This window comes from Sphaerospermopsis aphanizomenoides BCCUSP55 (genome assembly GCF_001586785.1).
In the GTDB taxonomy this organism is placed as follows: Bacteria; Cyanobacteriota; Cyanobacteriia; order Cyanobacteriales; family Nostocaceae; genus Sphaerospermopsis_A; species Sphaerospermopsis_A aphanizomenoides_A.
The window spans coordinates 127,172-142,272 of sequence record NZ_LUFH02000001.1 but is presented as its reverse complement, the minus strand read 5'-3'; the positions used below and the strand labels follow the sequence as shown (position 1 = coordinate 142,272).

Here is a 15,101-nt window from a genome sequence, read left to right as displayed (position 1 = left end):
ACACCCCACACCCCACACCATAAGAGAATATTCTGCAACTACTGGACAAAATACATAAAAACAACTGACAATTAACGCATAAAAACTTTATTAAGTTTTGGGAGATAGCTTTGGAACGCACATTTTTAGCAATCAAGCCTGATGGAGTCCAGCGCGGACTGGTAGGTGAAATTATCCGGCGCTTTGAAACTAAAGGCTTTACCCTCGTTGGCTTGAAGTTCCAGAAAGTCAGCCGAGAATTAGCTGAACAACATTATGGTGTTCACAGGGAAAGACCCTTCTTTCCTAGCTTGGTAGAATTTATCACTTCAGGCCCTGTTGTAGCGATGGTCTGGGAAGGTGATGGTGTTATTGCTTCTGCCAGAAAAATTATTGGTGCAACAAATCCTTTAAACGCAGAACCAGGAACAATTCGCGGTGATTTTGGTATTAATGTTGGTCGCAACTTGATCCACGGTTCTGATGCTCCTGAAACTGCACAAAATGAAATTGCTCTGTGGTTTAAAGAGGAAGAATTAGTGTCTTGGCAACCACAGTTAACTCCTTGGTTACATGAGTAGTTGAAAAAGAGGGTGTAGGGTGTAGGGTGTAGGGTGTGGGGAGAAATTTATTATATTCCCTATTCCCTATTCCCTATTCCCTATTCCCTTCTTACTGTCACCTGTCACCTACCTACTTCGACACTTCCGTTTTTTCGGGTTTTTCTGCCACAGATGTAATGAGAGTGCGTTTGGAAAATCCCCAAGCTAAGATGATAGCGATCGCACTGACCATGATCCATTGGGGTGGAACTAAATCATCGTTGATGACTTTCAACAATAGCCGTAAACCCACAAACGCTACAGTGATATAACCTGCGTCCGCCAAGTTTTCATATTCATCTAACCAGCGAATAAATAAACCTGCCATAAACCGCAGGGTGACAACACCGATGGTAGTACCAGTAAGTACCAACCATGTTTCTTGAGAAACTGCGATCGCAGTTGTGACACTATCCAAAGAAAACGCTAAATCTGTAAAGGCAATTACAGGTATAGCTTGCAACAAAGAATTAAAACGTGGTCCGTGATGGTGATGTTCTTCATCTTCTTGAGACGTAAAGTGTTGGAATACTAGCCACAGTAGGTAAGCAGCCCCTAATAGATCAAATTGCCAAAACTTTTGTACCCAAGTGGCGGTGAGCAGTAGAGTAATTCTGAGTACATAAGCGATGACTAAACCGAAATTAAGTGCCTGACGTTCTAGTTTTTCGTCTTCTAGTCCTTGAGCGATAGCAGCGAGGGCGATCGCATTATCAGCAGACAGCACTGCTTCTAGAAAAACCAGGATCAACAATACTATCGGAGCTTCAACGGTGAAATGAAAGTGTAAATAATCAAAAATGTGGTCTAGCATTCCAATTTCTCAAACAGGGAAAATTTTAAAATAACAGGAACAAGGATTTCATTATAGAAAGTGCAATAAATTGCTACTTTTATCCAGCTTAACGCTTCATGGGACTATTTCCCGATGCAATGTTGGTAACAATAGCCCAAATAAGTCTACATTTAGTAAATTTCAAACTTCTGGCTTGAGTTTGGGTGTGGGATGTGGGAGTTGTTTGTGATTGAATACAATTGTCCAGAACTGATAAAAATAAAAAAATCAGTTGCTGTGATGAATCAAAAAATAAAAATTTCCGTCATAGAAAATATGAATATATATTTTAGAGGTTGAATTATGTCTTCACAACCACTTCAGTTTGTATTTTTGAGTAGTCTTAGCTTATCTTTACTTATTGGCAATTCTGTAGCTTTTGCCCAAACGGATGGTGTAGTTGTTCCCACTGTTCCATCAGGCTCATCAACAACAGTACCATCGGATTCATCCACCAGCATACCGACTTCTACAACTGTTGACAGCAGTAAAAGATTTAGCTGTCAATATTACAACGGTCAATATACCGTCATGTATCAACCCCAAAGCCAACCAGGTCAATTTTTTGCTTGGGCAGCACCACAAAGTTTGGGTGGTGGTTGGACTCCCAAAAATCGCTGTGAGGCGATCGCCAGTCGTTTAGAATTATATCGCCCAGATGGGTTACAAGAACTCCAGATAGCTGTAGAAAATAACGAAAATATTATCTGTGTCACTACAGAGGCTAATCCCAACTGCCGCATTGTCCTGACAGTTCCACGTGGTAAAGATCCTTATGCTGTTCGCAGTAGTGTTTTCAACAACATAGCCAGTGCTGATGAAGGACAACAAACAATAGCTGTTAACACTTATGCTAATCGTAACCAATCAGGAACTAATGAATTATACAATTTAGGACGTAGCCTTCTAGGTGGTGGTAATAATCGCGTCAGTTCCGCCAAAAATGGCATTAATTTGAAACCATTTCTAGATCCCAAAGATGGTGGTACAGCTAGTAAACTGCAAAATGGAGTATCACTCCGCCGTCAGTCCCAACCACAAAATCGTACTATTTTGAATCCCCGTCTATTCCGTTGATTGGGTATTTATCTTCACGAAAGTCTTTGCAAAGAAATAATGCTTAATCAACCAGTTGCCTAGGTGATGAGGACAAACTCACATTCTCCAATCCTGATGATCAAGGATTGAAAGCTGACTGCTGACTACTATAAATACAATCTTGGCTTCTTTGTAGATATTTACAAGGAGGCTTTTGCCTGTGGTGAGTCTTGAGGCTTGATAATATAAATTTTACGTAAAAATATCGTAATCATTGTTAGTTATGAGAGATTTTCAGCTTAAAGTAATTGGTGAGAATTAGACAATAGGCAGTATTTTGTCAGCAGATGAAAGTGATCCTGATGCGGACAAATATTGTAGTTTTCAGTTTAAATAAATACGGTGTAATAATTATATCCAGGTACAAGTAATGACAATAACATTCAGTTCACCCACCAATATTCCCGTAGGTTTGGGTACGTTTTCAGTCGCAGTCGGAGATATAAACGAAGACGGCAAACTAGATGCAGTAGTAGCAAACTCTGTTAGTAGAATAGTTTCAGTTCTTTTGGGTAATGGAAATGGTGGTTTTTCCCTTTTAAGTAACTTATCAGTGGGACTATACAATCCAATTTCCGTCTATGTAGGTGACTTCGACAGCGACGGTAATCTGGACATAGGAACAGCAAACTTTGATTTAGCTGATCTTCAAACCGTTCCTCCAAACCCCAGTCCTGATAGTGATATTTCCATTATCTTGGGTAATGGTGATGGCACTTTCGACCCAGTCACCAACTATCCCACTCCTGGAATCGGAATGAGCGCAATTTCAGTAGGAGACTTTAATGAAGACGGTCTGTTAGACGTAGCTGCTGCTAGTTTGTTCAGCCCTATTGTCTCTGTCTTCCCTGGAACTGGTGTGGGTACATTCGGAACTGCTCAGACCTATACAGTTGGTACTAATACCCGTGCCATCGCAGTAGATGACTTCAACGAAGATGGTAATCCAGACATAGCAGTAGTTAGGTCTGGCACTTCAGTAGTATCAGTGCAACTAGGAGATGGTTTAGGTGGTTTTGGTGCTGCGGTTAACTTTAATGTGGGATCAGAACCCCGATCAGTTACTGTAGCCGACATCGACGGTAACGGTGACTTAGACCTGATAATAGCAAACAGTAATGATGATAACGTTTCCGTACTATTAGGAAATGGTTTAGGTAGTTTTGGTACTGCTACTAACTATACTGCCGGAAATGGTTCTCGTTCGGTAGCTGTGGGAGATGTAAATGGTGATAACAGGCTAGATTTTGTAGTAGCTAACGAAAACGTTGGTGGCAATGGTAGCATTTCTGTGCTATTAAATACCACACCAGGAGACAGTTTCTCTGGTACTTCTGGCAATGAAGTTTACACCGTTGATAGCATAGGTGATACAGTTACTGAAACTCCTGGTGGTGGTACAGATGAAGTTCAATCCTCAGTTACCTATACATTGGGAGACAATATAGAACGTCTGACTTTGATTGGCACTAATGATATCAACGGCACAGGTAATAACCTAGCTAACACTATCGCGGGCAATGATGGTGATAATATCCTCAATGGTGGTGGTGGTAATGATATTCTCTACGGTAATGGTGGTGATGATACCCTTAATGGTGGTGATGGTAACGACAGCCTCAATGGTGGTGCAGGTGCTGATAATCTAATTGGTGGTTTAGGTAACGATACTTACTTTGTTGATAATAGTGGTGACACAGTTACCGAAAATCCTAGTGCAGGAACAGATACTGTTAACTCTTCTGTCAGTTTCATTCTAGATGCTAATATCGAGAATCTGACTTTAACGGGAACTGCCTATATTGATGGTACAGGTAACGACCTGGCTAACAATATCACTGGCAATGCAGGTAATAATATCCTCAATGGTGGTATTGGCAATGATGTTCTGTACGGTAATGGTGGTAATGATAATTTAAGTGGTGGTGATGGTAACGACAACCTCAATGGTGGCGCAGGTGCTGATGCTCTCATTGGTGGTTTGGGTAATGATACTTACGTTGTTGACAATGGTGGTGACACAGTTACCGAAAATCCTAGTGCGGGAACAGATACTGTTAACTCTTCTGTCAGTTTCATTCTAGGTGCTAATATCGAGCGTCTGACTTTAACGGGAACTGCCTATATTGATGGTACAGGTAACGAACTGGCTAACAATATCACTGGCAATGCAGGTAATAATATCCTCAATGGTGGTATTGGCAATGACGTTCTGTACGGTAATAGTGGTAATGATAATCTAAGTGGTGGTGATGGTAACGACAGCCTCAATGGTGGCGCAGGTGCTGATACTCTCATTGGTGGTTTAAGTAATGATACCCTAAGTGGTGGTGTTGGTAATGACATTTTCCGGCTGAATGCCTCCAATGAAGGAATTGATAAAATTCAAGACTTTGTAGTTGGTGAAGACAAGATAGAAATATCTGCTACTGGCTTTGGTGGCGGTTTAGTAGCAGGCGCTTTAGACAATACGGCTTTCATTTCTGGTTTAGGTGTGACTACAGCTAGTGATAGTTTACAACGATTTATTTATAACAGTAGCAACGGTGCTTTGTTCTTTGATGCGGACGGCAATGGTGTTGGATCTCGTGTTCAGATTGCAACCCTAGCTAGTCTACCTACTCTGAGTGCTAGTGATATTGTTGTGATTTAACTGACTAAAAACAGAGTGTGGGGTGTTGGGAAAGAATAAACTTCCATACCCAATAGATACCAGCCATACAAGCCCCTGATATTAATTACGGGCTTCCCCACATCCTATACGCTACAACCTCTTCATACTTTTATAACTTAGGCATGGGAAATCTCCAATGTCATCACAATGTGCCAAGGCCTATTCCCGATCTCGACAAATCATCTAGCTGCGTAAGTCCTGTATGATGTTAAATTTTAAAGTTTTTTTCCAGACTGCCAGTTTAAGGTTGCAAATTTAAAAAATTATGATAGTTTGGTACGATATCTGCAAATATAGATACCTTTGTTACTTTTTTTGACAAAAATATACTCGGTTTATGCGATGATATTTAGTAACTATCTATGCACACAGGAAAAGCTAAATACCAGGTATGACGATGTAAAAAATTGTCTGCCTTAACCAATAAATAAACTAGCTACAACCTGTTTCTACTATGTTCTAAAAAACAATTGATAACGATTGATAACGGTGGTAAATCTGATCACAAATGATATGAATCCAGTTCTGCAATTTGGCGATGCCTCCAGCGAACAAAGTTATCGCATACTCACAGCCCCAGAGATCCTGGAATTAATGGGCAAATACCAATTAATTCCCCCATTACTCAAAGAGGTGGTCATTGACCAAGCGATCGCACAGATTGAGTGTACACCACAAGAAGAACAACAGGCTTGTGAACAGTTAGCTCAACAATATCAAGGACGGCCAGATCAGAGCATTAGTCCCGAACAGTTGAATAGTATGGCAATTCGCCAACTCAAACTGGAGAAGTTCAAAGAGGCTACTTGGGGACAGGATTTAGAATCGTACTTTTTTCAACGCAAATCCCAGTTGGATCGAGTTATATACTCTCTAATTACCACTTCTGATATTGGTATTGCCCAAGAAATCTACTTCCGCATCCAAGAAGGAGAACAGTCTTTTGCTGAACTAGCAAGGGAATATGCCCAAGGGCCTGAAGCCCAAACAGATGGTTTAGTGGGTCCGGTGGAATTACAATCTCTCCATCCACGGTTAATACAAATTTTATCGGTGAGCCAGCCACAGCAGTTGTCACCACCCAATCAAATAGGTGAGTGGATAGTGATTGTGCGTCTAGAAAAGTTACTACCTGCTCAGTTGGATCGTCCTATGCGTCAACGATTACTGAACGAGCGTTTTCAGGCTTGGCTACAAACACAAACATCTGCACAAAACTGGCAAATTAAACTATTAGATGAGTGAATTCACGGAAATATAAAGCATAAAACAACTTGATAGAGTGTATTTAAAAGCTGAATTCCTATCAGGCATAACACTGACTGCTATAAAACATCCATCACTTGATAAATTTTCCGTAGCTGATAGTAGATTAAATAATTTTCATAAACATGACTTATACTAATATCGCTTTTGCAGAATTTCTGACCACAGTTGCCGGATTTGAATACCTATCGGCGACAGAAATTAACAGTTTGATATCACAACAACAAGCTTTACGCTACCGTATAGGTCAAAAAATCATTGGTAAAGAAAAAATACCTGACCGCATAGCAATTATTTATGAAGGACGAGTGCGGTTGTTAGGATACCACCCCCAGACCCAATTGCCAATTACCTTAAAAATACTAGAACCGGGGGCAATAATTGGCGAAATTAGCTTATTAAGGCAGATTTCTTGTGAAACAGCGATCGCATCCACGGAAGTGATCTGTTTAACCTTCAGTACAGCAGATTATTTGAGTTTACTTTCCCAAAATTCAGCCTTTGCTAATGCGCGGCAAAATGAGAGTAATTTAATAGAAATATTTGATGTTCTCAGTCCGCAGTTAGCACAACAAGCCAACGCTAGTTTAAATCTCAAAGAAATCAGCCAGCAAATTTTATCAGGGGTGCAAATTCAGCATCTCCCACCAGGAAAAACCTCCTTCAACCAATTGGATAGCAATCGCATTTGGATTGTCAGCGGTGGTGGGACAGTTGCTAATTTTCCTCCTGGTTATCAGTTAGAATCTAATTACAGCAGTGATGTGATCGAGGTGACAGGCAATGCACCCGCAAGGTTACTAGGCATTAATCCGGCAGATTTATTATTCCTCAATCAAGAACAGCCAGAAGCAGAACCAAGGGACGAGCAAAGACAAATCACAGATGATTTAGAGATTCCCTACGCAAGCACGGAAGAGATTCTACCTGCACCAATCAAAACACCACAAGTAAAACAAAAATATACACAATATCCCTTTTTTCGCGGACAGGGGGAAATAAATGCCACCTTGGCCTGTTTTCAAATGCTGGCCAAGCATTTAGAAATTCCCTTGCGGAAAGAAGTAGTACGTCGAATTTTAAATGATCAACTCAAACGTCAGGGTGGCATATCCTTTCAACTGTGTGCTTATTTAGGCGAATTAATTGGTCTTAAATCTCAGTTAATAGATATTCCGGCGACGGCAATTACACGGATTCCTACACCAGCATTAGTTCAATATCGAGACAGTTATGCTGTTATCTATGCTGTTGATGCCAATACAGTAGTTTTAGCTGTGCCATCAAAAGGAATTATCAAATATAAACCAGGCCAACTATTAGAAGAACTAGAGACTAATGAAACCAACTTGCAGCAGCAACTGAGGGTATTATTATTCAGTGCGACTCAAGAAACACCTCAACAACGGTTTGGTTTAGGCTGGTTTTTACCATATCTGTCACGTTATCGTCGAGTTTTAATAGAAGTATTTATTGCTTCATTTTTTGTCCAACTGGCAGCTTTAGCTAATCCCCTCGTTATTCAGTTAATCATTGATAAAGTCATTGTTCAAAATAGTATTAGTACCCTGAATATTTTAGGGGTGCTACTGTTAGCAGTTGGTGTATTTGAAGCAGTGTTGACTACATTGCGGACTTATTTATTTGTTGATACTACCAACCGCATTGATATGAGTTTGGGGTCACAAATTATTGACCACTTACTCCGCTTACCATTACGTTATTTTGAACGCCGCCCAGTAGGTGAACTAGCGACTCGCATCAATGAATTAGAAAATATCCGCCAGTTTCTGACAGGTACAGCTTTAACTGTGGGATTAGATGCAGTATTCTCGGTGGTTTATATCATCGTCATGCTGTTTTATAGCTGGCAATTAACTATAGTGGGATTAGGAACAATTCCGCTATTTGTGGTGATTACATTAATTGCCGCCCCGACAGTGAGTAGACAGTTACGATCTAAAGCAGAACGCAACGCCGAGACTCAATCTTATTTAGTTGAGGTCATGTCAGGGATACAAACAGTGAAGGCGCAAAACATTGAATTGCGATCGCGTTTTTCCTGGCAAGAACGTTACGCTCGGTTTGTGGCAGCAGGGTTTAAAACTGTCATTACTTCCACTTTAGCTAATTCAACCAGTCAGTTTCTCAATAAACTTAGCAGCTTATTAGTGTTGTGGGTAGGAGCTTATTTAGTATTACAAGGAGAGTTAACTTTAGGAGAATTAATCGCCTTTAGAATTATCTCTAGTTATGTGACTAGTCCCATATTACGTTTGGCACAAATCTGGCAAAACTTCCAAGAAACTGGCCTATCTTTAGAAAGATTAAGTGATATTGTTGATACACCTCAAGAAGCAGAATTAGACAGAGATAACATTCCCTTACCTGCCATTGTTGGGGCTGTCAAATATGAAAATGTTTCCTTCCGCTTTGCTCCCAGTGGACCACTGCAACTCAACAACGTCAGCCTCGATTTTCCTCATGGTCAATTTGTAGGGATTGTGGGACAAAGTGGTTCCGGTAAAAGCACAATGATGAAATTACTGCTGAGACTTTATAACGTCGAGTCTGGCAGAATTTTGATTGATGGCTACGACATCAGCAAAGTAGAACTGTATTCAGTGCGGAGACAAATTGGTGTCGTTCCTCAAGATCCGCTGTTGTTTGATGGCACAGTTCAGGAAAACATTGCACTGACAAATCCTGATGCCACAACAGAAGAAATTATTGAAGCAGCGCGGATTGCAGTTGCTCACGAATTTATCATGAACCTGCCTAACGGTTACAACACAAGAGTAGGCGAAAGAGGTTCAGCCCTTTCTGGGGGACAAAGACAGAGAATTGCGATCGCTCGTTCGATTCTACAAAAACCTAAATTACTAGTTTTGGACGAAGCCACCAGCGCCTTAGATTATCCTACCGAAAAACAAATATGTCTCAACTTAGCTAGAGCATTTCAAGGTACTACAGTTTTCTTTATTACTCACCGTCTCAACACTGTTAGTAATGCCAATACAATTGTGGTCATGGATAGCGGTAGGGTAATTGAACAAGGTAGCCATCAAGAATTAATGACAGCTAAAGGTCATTATTTCTACCTTTATCAACAGCAAGAAGTTAATTTGTAATTAGTCAGTTGTCAGTTGTCAGTTATCAGTTGTCAATTATCATTTTTAATCCCAAATCCAAAATCTAAAATCCAAAATTGTTATGACTCAACTTAATGGTAATAACATCAAAAGTAACGGCAATAGCAACGGCAAAAACCAAAACTTGCAGTTGCTGAAACCTCCGAAAAAGGAAGCAGCAGAAATATCAACTAACGCCTATAAACAGGAGCAATTTGAACAATCTATAGTTTTACGCCAATCACCTGTTTGGTCACGCACCATCATGATAACCATGATGGTATTAGCCTGTTTTGGTATAGGTTGGGCTTATTTTGCGAAAATTGAGCAAGTAGTTCCTGCTACAGGTCAATTAAAACCAGAAGGAGCAGTTAGAGAAGTACAAGCTCCCATTAGTGGCGTTGTGGCATCTGTTTATGTAGAAGATGGACAAGAAATAAAAGAGGGAGACCGACTCTTAACATTTGAATCTGTTGTTACCAAAGCTGAATTAATTTCCCTAAACAAAATTCGTGCTGCTTTAGTCAAAGAAAATGCTATTTATCGTCGCTTGATGGGAGCAAGCACAGATATCACATCAGAATTAGATTTTTTACGCAATAGGTTGCCAGCAGAATCTGCTTTTCTCCTCAAAAATCGAGCATCATTAGTAGCAGAAAATGAACTATTGCGTTCTCAATTAAGAAATTCTACATCAGATCCTGGTAGTGGAATTGATGAACAACAACGCCTCGTAGCTGCTAAAAGAGAATTAGATTCCCGTTCTGGTGCAGCTAAATTAGAAGTTGAAAAAATTAAAAAACAACTATCTCAAACTATAGTAAAAAGAAAAGATACTCAAGCTAGTTTAGTAATTCAACAAGGGATTTTAGATAAACTCAAAATCTTAGCACTTGAAGGGGGAATTTCTCAGCTGCAATATCTCAATCAGCAACAACAGGTACAATCTCTCAAGGCAGAAATAGAACAATTATTTGAAGAAGAGAAACGCCTCCAATTTGATATTGAAAAAGGACAGCAGGAAGTAACGAATACAGTAGCAGTCACTGATAAAAACGTTCTCGATAGGATAGCAGATAATAAAAAACGGATTGCGGAAATTGACAGCCAATTTATGAGGATTATTCTTGATAATGAGCAGAAATTAGAAGATATTACCAGTAAAATTGCTCAAGCAACATTAAATAATCAATATCAGGAACTCCGCGCCCCTGTGGGCGGAATAGTTTTTGATCTACAAGCTAAAAAGCCCGGTTTTGTAGCGAACCCGACGCAAAAATTATTGCAGATTGTGCCTAATGATAAATATGTTGCAGAGGTATTAATCACCAATAAAGATATTGGTTTCGTGCGGAAGGGTATGAATGTAGATGTAAGAATTGATTCCTTTCCTTTCAGTGAATTTGGAGATATTAAAGGGAAAGTAATTGATATTGCTTCAGATGCACTACCACCAGATCAAACTCATCAATTTTATAGATTTCCAGCTAGAATCAGTTTGGATAAACAAGAACTAGTAATTCAAGGTAGAAGCATACCTTTACAGTCTGGTATGTCAATCACTGCTAATATTAAAGTCCGAGAAGAACGGACTGTACTTAGTTTATTCACCGAGATGTTTACTAAACAAGTTGAAAGCTTGAACGAAGTGCGTTAATTCAGTAGCAATAAGCATTGGGGGGGGGAAAGAAAAACCTGGAAACTTTCCCCTTTTTTATAGACAATTATTCTGAATACTGAATACTGACTCCTGAATACTTACTATTAATGCAACTGTGATAACAAGGTTTTCATGTGGGGAGTAGATAGGAATTTCTGAGCATCCGTAATTATGGTTTGACCCCAAAGATTCTTTTTCATACAGTGAAAATCAGCGAAGCTTTTATCTAACTTTAATGCAGTTTCCGCCAACTGATAAGCCTTCTGTTGTTCTCCTTGAGCATACAAAGCCACAGCTAAAGCTAAAGTGGCTTCAGCAGATTGATTATTAATTTTTATAGCTTGTTGCCATTGTTGAATTGCTGTTTTTTTGTCTCCCTGTTCATATTTAATGAAACCTATATTATTGATAGCTGCTAAGTTGTTGACATCTTGAACAACTGCTTGATGATAATCAGACATAGTGGTTATGTAGTTTCCTAGTGGATGATAAATAATACATCTACTGGAGTAAGAATCCGTAAAATCTGGTGCTATTTTGATACTTATTAATCTATTAATATAAAAATTTGCATTTCACTGCACTATGGCAACAATTATAAATTTTGTTACAATGCCATTGTCACAGCCACAGACTTATTAGACGTAGTAAAAAATATTTTGTTTCTATGACAACTTTAAGCGCCATTGTTCTAGCGGGTGGGAAAAGTTCACGAATGGGAGAGGACAAAGCCTTAATTATCATTCAGGGAAAACCCTTATTGGAAAAAGTTGGCAATGTTGCTAAAAATTTCACTGATACCATATATATAGTCACATCTTGGCCAGAACGATATCAAAACTTAGACTTAAATGGATGTGAATTTATCCAAGAAAATCCCAGCAACACACAAGGACCATTAGTAGGTTTTGCACAAGGACTAGAGAAAATACAAACAGAATGGGTATTATTATTAGCTTGCGATTTACCCAACTTGAGAGTTGAAGTGTTGCAAGATTGGGTAAAGAGACTACATAATGTAGAAGCAGAAAATATTGCCTGTTTAGTAAAAAATACTAAAGGTTGGGAACCCCTGTGTGGTTTTTATCGCAGTAGTTGTTTACCCCTACTTTTAGATTTTATCAACCAAGGTGGACGCTCATTTCAAAAGTGGCTGAAACTATATCCAGTTGCAAATTTACCATTATTAGAACCAGATATGCTATTGAACTGTAACACCCCAGATGATTTACAGCAATTTTTAGTTAATTAAGCCATAATAAAAACACAATCATTTTCTCCTCACCTCAAAAACCTCTGTATTCCTCTGCGCTACCTCCGCGTTACTCTGCGTTAAAAAAATTAGAAAAAATAAATTACTATGCGTTGGAAATTAACTGTAATCACACTCATCTTAACTCTTTTCCTATTCTCCTGTACCACAGCGACAACGCCAACACCACCGACAAAATCCCATATCATCACCGCACAAAAATCACCAGAAACATCAGCTAAAAGAGTAGTTGCACTTTCATCACTGTCTGCTGATATTATCTTCCAATTAGATGCAACTAAATTAGTAGGAATGACTGGTAGTTCTTTATTTAAAAACGACCCTAGATTTAAAGATATTCCCAGTGTGAGTGAGGGTCAAAATGCCCCAAATTTAGAAAAAATAGTGGCTTTAAAACCAGATTTAGTGATTGGTGTAGCAGGTTTTTCTGATGTACCTATGCAAAAACTGAAACAGATAGGAATACCTACTTTATCCACAAAAGTATATAGCTGGGAATCTTTAGAAGAATTAACTAAAACAATTGCTAAAATAATTGATGTCGATCCCCAGCCTGTGTTGAATTATTATAAAACTCTTTTACCTGAAAGTCAAAATAACAGCAGTTCTACTTTAGTTTTAGTAAGTCGTCAACCAATTCTCACACCAAATAAAAACAGTTGGGCTGGTGATTTAATTTCCAGATTTGGAGCGAAAAACATAGCCGCAGAATTACAAGGTAATAGTCCCATTGGTGGATATGTAACACTTTCGGCTGAGAAAGTTTTAGAAGCAAATCCAGAGGTTTTAATTGTAGTGAATGCCGAACCCAACCTGTTAAACTCTTTAAAAAAAGAACCCTTTTGGCAAAAATTACAAGCTACTAAAAGTAATCGAGTGTATATTTTTGATTATTACGGTTTAGTTAATCCTGGTAGTCTCAATGCCATTGCAAAAACCTGTCAAGAATTGCAGAAAATATTTCTCCAAACATAGCTTGAAAATACCAAATCCTCAATTTCTCGCAGAGGGGATATTGATCCTACTTTTGAGCAACGGGAACTTTTTTTGCTGTTTGAATATTCCCACCCATGAGACTGCGGAAATATAACCCACCGATGCTGATTAAAAATAGTAAATATCCCACTGCTTGTACTACATAGAGTTGATCTCTATAGCCAAATAAAGACTTGAAAATGACACCAGGAAAATTATCATCAGGTAAGATTTTTTCTGTATTCCAAACTAATGGACCTAAGATGCAAGAGTGAACTTTGGTAAAGTGTTCATAATAGAAACACAAATTTTCTGATGCGCGACTACTAAGAGAAAAATTAGCTATGGCTTCATCAAAATGATGTAAAGAAGAAACTACTAAACCAGCCACAATTAAAATTAATAAAACGCCCATAACTTGAAAGAATTGGCGGATATTAATTTTTACTCCCCATTTGAATAACAATACACCAATTGCTGCTGCTGCTGCTAAACCACCAAGTGCGCCTAAACTGGGCAATAAACCTTGTTGAAAATTAGCTGCTATAAATAAGACTGTTTCAAAACCTTCGCGGACAACGGCAATTAATATTAAGCTAAAAACACCCCAACCAGCGTTACCATTTTGTGATAATACTCCTGTAACTGCTCCTTCCACTTGGGCTTTCATTAATTTGGCTTGTTTTGTCATCCAAATTAACATCCAACTGAGCATAATTATAGCTAATAAACCAAATACACCTTCTAATATTGGCTCCACTACGGAAGTGTATTCAGGGTTAATCGCACCTAAAAATTTAATTACTGAACTGAATAAAATCCCAATTAAGGCACTGATAAAAATACCAACTGCCACACCACCAAAAACCCAGGAGTTGAGTTGAGATTGTTTGGCTTTTTTTAATAATGCTAGAACAATGCCCACCACTAGGGCAGCTTCTACTCCTTCGCGGAGGGTAATCACAAATGTGGGTAATAGTGTACTAAAGTTCATATCTATTAGTCATTATTTATTAGTTATTAGTCATTGGTCATTAATTTTTGAACTAGTGACCAATAACTCAGAAATATTAGCTGAAATCGCGTAACATTTTTTTCAGTTCGAGATTGTGCATCTCTTCTTGTCCAATCATGCCACGGGCAAATTCTTCTAGATATATGCTGGCATCCGTGACGGTTGATAGAAGACTTTTGTACATATCCAGTGCTTTCTTTTCATGGGATAAACTTTCTGTCAAGATATCCTTGACTGTATGTTTGAAGGTTTCTTCCATGGGAGCGATTCTCAGGGTAGGATGTCCCTCTAAACCTGTAAGAATTTCTCCTACTTGTTGGGCATGAAGTAGAGATTCACTGGCTTGGGCTTTAAAAAAAGCTACAATTGGTAAGCGGTTGGGTCCTGTTACCATCAAGGAATAATGGGTGTAGCGAACTACTCCAGCTAGTTCAAATTCCATGATGGCGTTGAGTATGTCAATTGTCTTTTGGTGGTCGAGTTCTTGCATCAGTTGTTAAGATCAGCAAAATTACAATTTTTGAGGAGTTTGGTGAGAAGTTATACAGTTTTGATGTGTCATCAATCTGGATGATTTTGAATGTTTAACTTTT

12 protein-coding genes are annotated in these 15,101 nt (G+C 38.9%); 8 read left to right on the top strand and 4 right to left on the bottom strand.

All coding sequences use genetic code 11. The annotated features are described in order from the left end of the window. Nucleotides 1–110: 110 nt before the first annotated feature. The gene (ndk, locus tag A0J48_RS00590; protein WP_200319312.1) at nt 111–560 is read left to right on the top strand and encodes a nucleoside-diphosphate kinase; all 450 of its coding nucleotides are present in this window, start codon (nt 111–113) and stop codon (nt 558–560) included. Between the two features lie 112 nt (nt 561–672). Here the strand turns inward: ndk and A0J48_RS00585 are convergent, their stop codons facing one another. Next, entirely contained in the window at nt 673–1,395 is a 723-nt protein-coding gene (locus A0J48_RS00585; RefSeq protein WP_200319310.1) for a TerC family protein, read from the bottom strand. Nucleotides 1,396–1,719: 324 nt separating this feature from the next. On the opposite strand from A0J48_RS00585, the gene A0J48_RS00580 reads away from it, so the two are divergent. The 5 genes from A0J48_RS00580 to A0J48_RS00560 all read left to right on the top strand — a co-directional run bounded on the left by A0J48_RS00580 (nt 1,720) and on the right by A0J48_RS00560 (nt 11,242). Further along, complete coding sequence (locus A0J48_RS00580; protein ID WP_200319308.1) at nt 1,720–2,493, top strand: COP23 domain-containing protein; 774 nt, start codon at nt 1,720–1,722, stop codon at nt 2,491–2,493. A 391-nt stretch (nt 2,494–2,884) separates the two neighbouring features. Continuing rightward, nucleotides 2,885–5,167: an FG-GAP-like repeat-containing protein gene (locus tag A0J48_RS00575; protein ID WP_200319306.1), complete on the top strand. Its 2,283-nt coding sequence runs from the start codon at nt 2,885–2,887 to the stop codon at nt 5,165–5,167. Nucleotides 5,168–5,701: 534 nt separating this feature from the next. Beyond that, nucleotides 5,702–6,433: a peptidylprolyl isomerase gene (locus A0J48_RS00570; protein ID WP_200319305.1), complete on the top strand. Its 732-nt coding sequence runs from the start codon at nt 5,702–5,704 to the stop codon at nt 6,431–6,433. Nucleotides 6,434–6,579: 146 nt separating this feature from the next. Continuing rightward, on the top strand, nt 6,580–9,585 hold the full coding sequence (locus A0J48_RS00565) for a peptidase domain-containing ABC transporter (protein ID WP_200319303.1): 3,006 nt from the start codon (nt 6,580–6,582) through the stop codon (nt 9,583–9,585). Nucleotides 9,586–9,667: 82 nt separating this feature from the next. Continuing rightward, a complete protein-coding gene (locus tag A0J48_RS00560) occupies nt 9,668–11,242 on the top strand; it encodes an HlyD family efflux transporter periplasmic adaptor subunit (RefSeq protein ID WP_200319301.1) in 1,575 nt (524 codons plus the stop codon). A 107-nt stretch (nt 11,243–11,349) separates the two neighbouring features. On the opposite strand, the gene A0J48_RS00555 is transcribed toward A0J48_RS00560, so the two are convergent. Then, a complete protein-coding gene (locus A0J48_RS00555; protein ID WP_200319299.1) occupies nt 11,350–11,706 on the bottom strand; it encodes a tetratricopeptide repeat protein in 357 nt (118 codons plus the stop codon). A gap of 206 nt (nt 11,707–11,912) precedes the next feature. Between A0J48_RS00555 and A0J48_RS00550 the strand changes: the two genes are divergently transcribed. Continuing rightward, the gene (locus A0J48_RS00550) at nt 11,913–12,497 is read left to right on the top strand and encodes a molybdenum cofactor guanylyltransferase (RefSeq protein ID WP_200319298.1); all 585 of its coding nucleotides are present in this window, start codon (nt 11,913–11,915) and stop codon (nt 12,495–12,497) included. Between the two features lie 108 nt (nt 12,498–12,605). After that, a complete protein-coding gene (locus A0J48_RS00545; RefSeq protein WP_200319296.1) occupies nt 12,606–13,493 on the top strand; it encodes an ABC transporter substrate-binding protein in 888 nt (295 codons plus the stop codon). A gap of 46 nt (nt 13,494–13,539) precedes the next feature. Here A0J48_RS00545 and A0J48_RS00540 read toward each other — a convergent pair whose 3' ends face one another. Both A0J48_RS00540 and A0J48_RS00535 read right to left on the bottom strand, forming a co-directional pair. Next, nucleotides 13,540–14,487: an FTR1 family iron permease gene (locus A0J48_RS00540; protein ID WP_200319294.1), complete on the bottom strand. Its 948-nt coding sequence runs from the start codon at nt 14,485–14,487 to the stop codon at nt 13,540–13,542. A 76-nt stretch (nt 14,488–14,563) separates the two neighbouring features. Then, a complete protein-coding gene (locus A0J48_RS00535) occupies nt 14,564–14,998 on the bottom strand; it encodes a ferritin-like domain-containing protein (RefSeq protein WP_200319292.1) in 435 nt (144 codons plus the stop codon). Nucleotides 14,999–15,101: the final 103 nt, after the last annotated feature.

Bases quoted from the DNA above. Each gene is read 5' to 3' on its own strand.
- A0J48_RS00545 (WP_200319296.1), top strand. From the start codon at position 12,606: ATGCGTTGGAAATTAACTGTAATCACACTCATCTTAACTCTTTTCCTA.
- A0J48_RS00580 (WP_200319308.1), top strand. From the start codon at position 1,720: ATGTCTTCACAACCACTTCAGTTTGTATTTTTGAGTAGTCTTAGCTTA.
- A0J48_RS00565 (WP_200319303.1), top strand. From the start codon at position 6,580: ATGACTTATACTAATATCGCTTTTGCAGAATTTCTGACCACAGTTGCC.
- A0J48_RS00570 (WP_200319305.1), top strand. From the start codon at position 5,702: ATGAATCCAGTTCTGCAATTTGGCGATGCCTCCAGCGAACAAAGTTAT.
- A0J48_RS00555 (WP_200319299.1), bottom strand. From the start codon at position 11,706: ATGTCTGATTATCATCAAGCAGTTGTTCAAGATGTCAACAACTTAGCA.
- A0J48_RS00550 (WP_200319298.1), top strand. From the start codon at position 11,913: ATGACAACTTTAAGCGCCATTGTTCTAGCGGGTGGGAAAAGTTCACGA.
- A0J48_RS00575 (WP_200319306.1), top strand. From the start codon at position 2,885: ATGACAATAACATTCAGTTCACCCACCAATATTCCCGTAGGTTTGGGT.
- A0J48_RS00535 (WP_200319292.1), bottom strand. From the start codon at position 14,998: ATGCAAGAACTCGACCACCAAAAGACAATTGACATACTCAACGCCATC.
- A0J48_RS00560 (WP_200319301.1), top strand. From the start codon at position 9,668: ATGACTCAACTTAATGGTAATAACATCAAAAGTAACGGCAATAGCAAC.
- A0J48_RS00585 (WP_200319310.1), bottom strand. From the start codon at position 1,395: ATGCTAGACCACATTTTTGATTATTTACACTTTCATTTCACCGTTGAA.
- A0J48_RS00540 (WP_200319294.1), bottom strand. From the start codon at position 14,487: ATGAACTTTAGTACACTATTACCCACATTTGTGATTACCCTCCGCGAA.